This window comes from Rhodovulum sp. (assembly GCF_011048875.1).
GTDB classification, from domain to species: domain Bacteria; phylum Pseudomonadota; class Alphaproteobacteria; order Rhodobacterales; family Rhodobacteraceae; genus Rhodovulum; species Rhodovulum tesquicola.
Genome location: NZ_DSDD01000182.1, coordinates 1 through 7477 on the forward strand (window position 1 = coordinate 1; position 7477 = coordinate 7477).

The window sequence follows — 7477 nt, forward strand, 5'->3', positions numbered from 1 at the left end:
CGTGGAAACCCGACGGTTCCAGACCGCATAGGCCGACATCACCGCCTCGTTCAGCCGGTCAAGTCCGCGGCCGGTCAGCGCCGAGACGGTGACCAGCGGCGCGCCCTTGATCTGGGGCAGTGCGCGGGCGAATTCCTCTTTCAGCGCCTTCAGCTTGCACTGCCGGTCCTCTTCCAGATCCCATTTGTTGACCGCCACGACCACCGCGCGGCCCTCGCGCTCGGCCAGATCGGCGATCTTGAGGTCCTGCGTCTCGAACGGGGCCTGCCCGTCCAGCAGCACCACCACGACCTCGGCGAACTTGATCGCGCGCAGCGCGTCGCCCACCGACAGTTTCTCGACCTTGTCCTGCACGCGCGCCTTCTTGCGCATGCCCGCGGTGTCGAAGACGCGCATCGGCACGCCCTGCCAGTCCAGCACCACCGAGATCGCGTCGCGGGTGATCCCGGCCTCGGGGCCGGTCAGCAGACGATCCTCGCCGAGAATCGCGTTGACCAGCGTGGACTTGCCCGTGTTCGGGCGGCCCACCACGGCGATCTGCAAGGGTTTCGCGCGGCTCGGCACGCGGGGGCCGGTGTCCTCGTCGCCGTCCTGCACATCGACATCGGTCTCGGGCGCGGCCTCCTCGATCTGGCGGGTCTCGGCCTCCTCGACCAGGGGCGCGAGGGCTGCGTAGAGATCGCCCATCCCCTCGCCATGCTCGGCCGAGAGGCGCACCGGCTCGCCCAGGCCCAGCGCATAGGATTCGATCACGCCCGCATCGGCCGCCGCGCCCTCGGCCTTGTTGGCGGCCAGGATCACATGGGCGGACTTGCGGCGCAGGATTTCGGCAAAGATCTCGTCGGCGGGCAGGACGCCCGCCCGCGCGTCGATCACGAACAGGCAGGCATCCGCCATGCCGACCGCGCGTTCGGTGAGGGCGCGCATCCGTCCCTGAAGGCTTTCGTCGGTCGCCTCTTCCAGGCCTGCGGTGTCGATCACGGTGAACCGCAGATCGCCCAGCCGCGCCTCGCCCTCGCGCAGGTCGCGGGTCACGCCCGGCTGGTCGTCGACCAGCGCCAGCCGCTTGCCGACAAGGCGGTTGAACAGCGTGGACTTGCCCACATTGGGCCGGCCCACGATGGCGAGGGTAAAGCTCATCTGTCGCAACTCCGGACGGATCAAGCCGCCCGCCTACACCAATCTCGCCTCAGCGGAAAGCGTGCAGTTGCCCGCGCGTCGAGACAACGTAAAGCGTGCCGCCCGCCACCACGGGGCGCGACGCCGCCCCGCCGGGCAGTTCGACCGACTGCACGAGCGCCCCGCTTTCCGGGCTGAAGGCGCGCAACAGCCCGTCATCGGAGGCCACCCACAGCCGCCCTCCGGCAAGAACCGGCCCGTAATGGGCATGGATCGCCTTGAACCGCTTGGGCTTTTCCTTGGTGAAATAGGGTAGCTCCACCGTCCAGACCGTGGCGCCACTTGCAGCATCGAGCCGCACCAGCCGCGCCTGATCCGAGACAAGGAACACCGAGCCCCCCACCGGCAGCACCGCGCCATAGGCGCCTTCCTCGGCGGTCCAGAGCCGTTCGCCCGAACTGGCGGCCAGCGCGACCGTCCGGCCCGACTGGTTGCCGATGTAAAGAACCTCGCCCGCAATCACCGGATCGGCGACCAGATCGGTCACATTCGCATAGACAAGGCCGCGGCGCTGGCCCGCCACCGTCGCCTGCCAGACCCGCAAGCCCGACTGGCGCAGCGTCGCCACCAGTTCGGCAGAGCCAAGGGGGAAGACCGCCAGCCGGTCGGACACCGCAGGCGCCGCCGCCCCGGTCATGCCCGCGGGCGAGGGCGTTCCCGGCAATTGCCATTGCACGCGCCCATCCTCGGCCCGAACCGCCCAGGCGCGGCTGTCGCGGCTGACAATGTAGACCAGCCCGTCGCGATAGGCCGGCGCGCCCGAGACCGGCGCGTCGGTGCGTTGCGTCCAGAGCTGCGCCCCCGTTGCGGGATCGAGCGCGACCAGCGAGCCGAAGCCCGTCGTCGCGAACAGCCGCCCGTCGCCGAAAGCCAGCCCCCCGCCCGAGGCCGAGCGCGCGCGCTCCGAGGCGGGCGTCAGATCGGCGGCCCAGAGCAGTTCGCCGCCGGTCGAGACGGCGGTGACCCGGCTTTGGGCGTCCAGCGTGAAGACCCTGCCCCCCGCCACGACCGGGCTGGCGGTGATGCGGTGGCGGCGCGTATCGCCCTGCCCGATACTGGCCGTCCAGATCCGGGCGGGCGCGGCCGAAAGCGCCGCATGTTCGGGCAGATGGGTGGCGTTTCCGCCGGGCTGGGGATGATCGGCGCGGGACACGGGCGCGGGCAGCGTGATCGCGACGGGGACCGGGGCCACCGCGGCGCTGCCGCCCTCTTCCAGGCCCAGCGCCTCGCGCACGCCAAGCCGCTCGCCCGGAAGGATCGGCTCCTTCTGGCTGCACCCGGCCAGAAGCGCGACCGCCGTCAGGGTTCCGATTGCAGAAGCGAATTTCACCGCGCGAGTCCCCTCGTCAAACCAGAAACCGGGCCGTCAGCCCTCGTCGGACCCGCCGCCGAGCGCCACAATCAACTGAGAGGCGCGCTGACGCAAGCCCGCGCTCGCACCTGCATCCTCGACCAGCGCGCGCAGATGGCTAAGCGCGGCCGCCGTATTGCCCGCGTCGATCTCGGCCAGCGCCATCTGTTCCAGCGCAAGCGGGCGGAACGGACGCCCCGGTTTGGCCAGCGGCGAAAGGGTTTGCAGACGCGCATCGGGCGCGGCGGCGCGTCCCTCGATCATCACCAGCTTCAGCGCGGCGAGATGGGTGTAATGCAGCGGCAGCGACGGATCGTCCGCCATCGCCCGCAATTCGGGTGCCGCCTCGGCGCCGATCTCGCCCGCGATCAGCAGCTTGACCAGCCCGCGCGCCTCGCCCGTTGCGGGCAGAGCCTGAAGTGCGGCCACCCGCGCGGCCGGATCTGGCAGTTCCAGCGCGGTCAGGATGCCATCGCCCAGTGCCTCGGCCGCAGCCCGGTCCTGCGCGGCGCGCCATTCCCGCCAGCTTGCGCCGCCCACCAGCAGCAACACCGCCAGAACCGCGATCCAGCCATAGCGGCGCATCAGGCGGAAAAGCCGGTCGCGGCGCACCTCTTCGGTGACTTCCTCGATGAAACTGTCGGGGTTGCTCATCCTGCCTCGCTCGGCCCGCTCGATCTGGCGTCGGGCCCGTCATACCCCAGCCCGGACGGGATTGCAAAGCCCCGCCGGAACGCGCGTCCAAGGCTTGAATGAATGCAGTTTGCGCTGTAATCTGAACCAATTGGTTCACCCGATTGAAATCACCCCGTCCGAAGCCGGGCGGTGGCGTCGAACGCGGGGGGAATGCGCTCGACGCGGGAAAGCGATGGAAGAGGCAAGGACCGGATGCGTTTGATCCCCATGCTTACCGCGGTGCTGGTGAGCATCTCGCTCTATCTTCTGCTGATGCAGCGCGACCGGGTGCTGGCCTTCGCGGGCGCCGAACCCGTCGCCGCCACCGCCGAGGACACCGTTTTCGAAGCGGATCGGAGGGTCTCGGTCGTGGTGCAGAAAAGCCGCGCCGAGACGGTGCAGGGTGCGGTGCGGGTGCGCGGCGAAACCCAGGCCGCGCGCCAGGTCGAGGTCCGCGCCGAAACCGGCGGACGGGTGATCTCGGAGCCCTTGCGCCGCGGCGCGACCATTGCCGAGGGCGCGGTGCTGTGCGAACTCGATCCGGGCACGAGGGCCGAGACGCTGGCCCAGGCCGAGGCCGCGCTGGCCGAGGCGAGGGCGCGCCTGCCCGAGGCGCGGGCCAATGTCGTTCTGGCCGAGGCGCGGCGGTCCGAGGCCGAGATCAACGACCGCGCGGCACAGCGGCTGGCCGAAGGCGGCTTTGCCTCCGACACCCGCGTCGCGGGCACGCAGACCGCCGTCTCGACCGCCGAGGCGGGCGTGGCCTCGGCCCAGGCCGGGCTGGAGGCCGCCGAAGCGGCAATCCGCGCGGGCGAGGCGAATGTCGCCGCCGCCCGGACCGAGATCGCGCGGCTGAAGATCGCCGCGCCCTTCGCCGGGCTGCTCGATGCGGACACGGCCGAACTGGGCACGCTGATGCAGCCCGGGTCGCTTTGCGCGACGGTGATCCAGCTCGATCCGATCTACCTTGTCGGCTATGTGCCGGAAACCGAGCTTGACCGGATCGAGATCGGCGCGCTGGCGGGGGGGCGGCTGGCCTCGGGCCGCGAGATCATGGGCCGGGTCAGTTTCGTCGCCCGCACCGCCGATCCCGCGACACGCACCTTCCGGGTAGAGATCGCCGTCCAGAACGAGGCGGGCACGATCCGCGCGGGCCAGGCCGTCGAGATCATCATCGCGGTCCCGGGCCAGAGCGCGCATCTGGTGCCGCAATCGGCGCTGACGCTGGACGATGCCGGGCGGCTGGGGCTGCGGCTGGCGGATGACGACGGCACCGCCCGCTTCTTCGCGGTCGAGATCCTGCGCGACACGCCGGACGGGTTCTGGGTCGCGGGCCTGCCGGACGAAGCCGAGGTGATCGTCGTCGGGCAGGAATTCGTCACCGACGGCGTGCCGCTGGCCGTCACCTACCGCGAGGCCCGCGAATGACCGGGATCATCGACTGGGCCGCCAGCCGCGCCCGGATGGTCGTGGCCTTCGTCATCATGTCGATCGTGGCCGGCACCATGGCCTATGTCGGGCTGCCCAAGGAGGGCGAGCCGGATATCGAGATCCCCGCGCTGTTCATCTCGGTCCCCTTCCCCGGCATTTCGACCGAGGATGCCGAAAAGCTGCTGGTCAAGCCGATGGAGACCGAGCTTTCCGATCTGGACGGGCTGGACAAGATGACGGCGACGGCGCGCGAGGGGTTCGCCGCGGTCGCGCTGGAATTCGAGTTCGGCTGGGACAAGACCAAGATAATCGCCGATGTGCGGGACCGCATGAACACCGCCGAGGCCAAGTTTCCCGAGGGCTACGAGAAATACGCGATCACCGAGATCAACTTCTCGGAATTCCCGATCATCATCGTGAACCTGTCAGGGCCGCTGCCCGAACGGACGCTGCTGCGCGTCGCCAAGGACCTGCAGGACCGGCTGCAGGGCCTGGACCCGGTGCTGGATGTCGTCCTGACCGGCCATCGCGACGAGATGGTCGAGGTCATCATCGACCCGCTCCGGCTGGAATCCTACAATGTCACCGTGGGCGAACTGATCGAGGTGGTGCGCAACAACAACCGCCTGATCGCCGCGGGCGAGGTCGATGCCCCGCAGGGCACGTTCTCGGTCAAGATCCCGTCCTCGTTCGAGGGCGTTCAGGACATCTATGCGCTGCCCGTCAAGGTGAACGGCAACCGGGTGGTGACGCTGGGCGACCTGACCGAGATCCGGATGACCTTCGAGGATCGCAGCTCGACCGCGCGCTTCAACGGCGAACCGACGGTCGCGTTGCAGATCGTCAAGCGCAAGGGCTTCAACATCATCGACACCGCCGACCTGATCCGACGCGAGGTGGCCGCCGCGCGCGAGGCCTGGCCCGAGGATCTGCGCGAGGCGGTGACCGTGGGCACCTCGAACGACCAGTCGCATACGGTCGCGTCGATGGTGCGCCAGCTCGAAGGCTCGGTGCTGACCGCGATCGCGCTGGTGATGATCGTGGTGCTGGCCTTTCTCGGCACGCGCTCGGCGCTGCTGGTGGGCTTTGCGATCCCGACCTCGTTCCTGCTGTGCTTCGTGCTGTTCGGCGTTCTGGGTGTCGCGGTCAGCAATATCGTGATGTTCGGGCTGATCCTTGCGGTGGGGATGCTGGTCGATGGCGCCATCGTTGTGGTCGAGAATGCCGACCGCCGGATCTCGGAAGGTGTCGGCCCGATGCACGCCTTCACCGAGGCGGCCAAGCGGATGTTCTGGCCCATCGTCAGTTCCACCGCGACCACGCTTTGCGCCTTCCTGCCGATGCTGTTCTGGCCCGGCGTGGCGGGCGAGTTCATGGGGATGCTGCCGATCACGCTGATCTTCGTGCTGTCGGCCAGCCTGATGGTGGCGCTGGTCTACCTGCCGGTGGTGGGGGGCGTCGCGGGGAGGTTCTCGCGCATCCTGTGGCGGATCACCGCGCGCGTCCGTCCCTGGCCGCTGGCCGCGCGGGCCGGGCTGATGGCCTTCGCGCTTGCGCTGACCTTCTATGCGGCGCTGCGGATGCTGAACCCCGCCTTCCCGGCGCCCTCGACGGGGCCTTCGGGGCCTGCCGGGATTCTGCCCGGCATGGCGCTGTTCATCGCCGGGCTGGTGCTCTGCTCGATCGGCGTGAACGCGCTGAAGACGCCGCGCCGGGCGCCGGTCCGCGCGGGCTATCGCCGCACCGCCTTCGGCCATGTGATCCGGGCCATCGTCGGCAATCCGGTCATGCCGATCGTCACGGTGGCCGCCGTCATGGCCTTCGTGATCGGCGTGTTCCTCTATTTCGGCAAGCATAACAACGGGGTGGAGTTCTTCGTCGAGAGCGAACCCGAACAGGCCATCGTCTATGTCCGCGCCCGCGGCAACCTTTCGCTCGACGAGAAGGACGCGCTGGTGCGCCAGGCCGAGTCGGTCGTGCTGGCCGAGCGCGGCGTGCGCAACGCCTTCGCCTTTGCCGGCGAGGGCGGGCTGCACTCGAACACCGCAGGCGCCAGCCCGCCGCTGGACACGGTCGGCCAGATCCAGATCGAACTGGTCCCTTGGGAAGAGCGCGCCGACATTCCCGAACTGGACGGAAACCGCGTGCTGGACCGCATCATGCAGGGGCTGGCCGCAATCCCGGGCATCCACGCCGAGATCCTGGACCTCGTGATGGGGCCGGCCTCGGCCAAGCCTGTCCATCTGCGCCTGATGGGCGAGGATTGGGACAGCCTCTCCGCCGCCGCCCGGACCGTCATCGCCCGGTTCGAGACGACCGAGGGGCTGCGCGACATCGAGGACACGCTGCCCCTGCCCGGCATCGACTGGCAGATCGACGTCGATGTGGAAACCGCCGGACGTTTCGGCGCCAGCGCGTCCAGCGTCGGCGCCATGGTCCAGCTTGTCACCCGCGGCATCCTGCTCGACAAGATGCGCGTGCCCAGTTCCGACGAGGAAATCGAGATCCGCGTCCGCCTGCCCGACCAGGACCGGCTGCTGTCCACCCTCGACACGCTCAAGCTGCGCACCACCGAAGGGCTGGTGCCGCTTGCGAATTTCATCACGCTGACCCCGGTGGAGAAGCGTGGCCGGATCAACCGCGTGGACGGCAAGCGCTATTTCGACGTCAAGGCCGCGGTGGCCAGCGGCCTGACCAACGAGGCGGGCGCCCCGATCAATGCCAATGAGCGGATCGCGGCCCTGACCGAATGGCTGAACACCAACCCGCTTCCGGCGGATGTCACATGGGAATGGACCGGCGACCGGGCCCACCAGAAGGAAAGCTCGGCCTTCCTGTCCA

At 69.3% G+C, this 7477-nt stretch carries 5 protein-coding genes; 2 read left to right on the forward strand and 3 right to left on the reverse strand.

What is annotated here, in order from left to right; genetic code table 11:
* The 3 genes from der to ENN83_RS06310 form a co-directional block, all read right to left on the reverse strand.
* Positions 1–1140, reverse strand: a 1140-nt coding sequence (gene der / locus ENN83_RS06300; RefSeq protein WP_287185296.1) for a ribosome biogenesis GTPase Der, incomplete at its 3' end; no start/stop codon positions are given.
* A 49-nt stretch (positions 1141–1189) separates the two neighbouring features.
* Positions 1190–2509, reverse strand: coding sequence for a PQQ-like beta-propeller repeat protein (locus tag ENN83_RS06305; RefSeq protein WP_287185297.1), 1320 nt, complete (start codon positions 2507–2509; stop codon positions 1190–1192).
* Positions 2510–2545: 36 nt separating this feature from the next.
* Positions 2546–3184: a hypothetical protein gene (locus ENN83_RS06310; RefSeq protein ID WP_287185299.1), complete on the reverse strand. Its 639-nt coding sequence runs from the start codon at positions 3182–3184 to the stop codon at positions 2546–2548.
* A gap of 234 nt (positions 3185–3418) precedes the next feature.
* Between ENN83_RS06310 and ENN83_RS06315 the strand changes: the two genes are divergently transcribed.
* On the forward strand, positions 3419–4633 hold the full coding sequence (locus ENN83_RS06315) for an efflux RND transporter periplasmic adaptor subunit (RefSeq protein ID WP_287185301.1): 1215 nt from the start codon (positions 3419–3421) through the stop codon (positions 4631–4633).
* Positions 4630–7477 (forward strand): efflux RND transporter permease subunit (locus tag ENN83_RS06320; RefSeq protein ID WP_287185302.1); only part of this gene is annotated, 2848 nt, incomplete at its 3' end. The genes ENN83_RS06315 and ENN83_RS06320, both read left to right, overlap by 4 nt.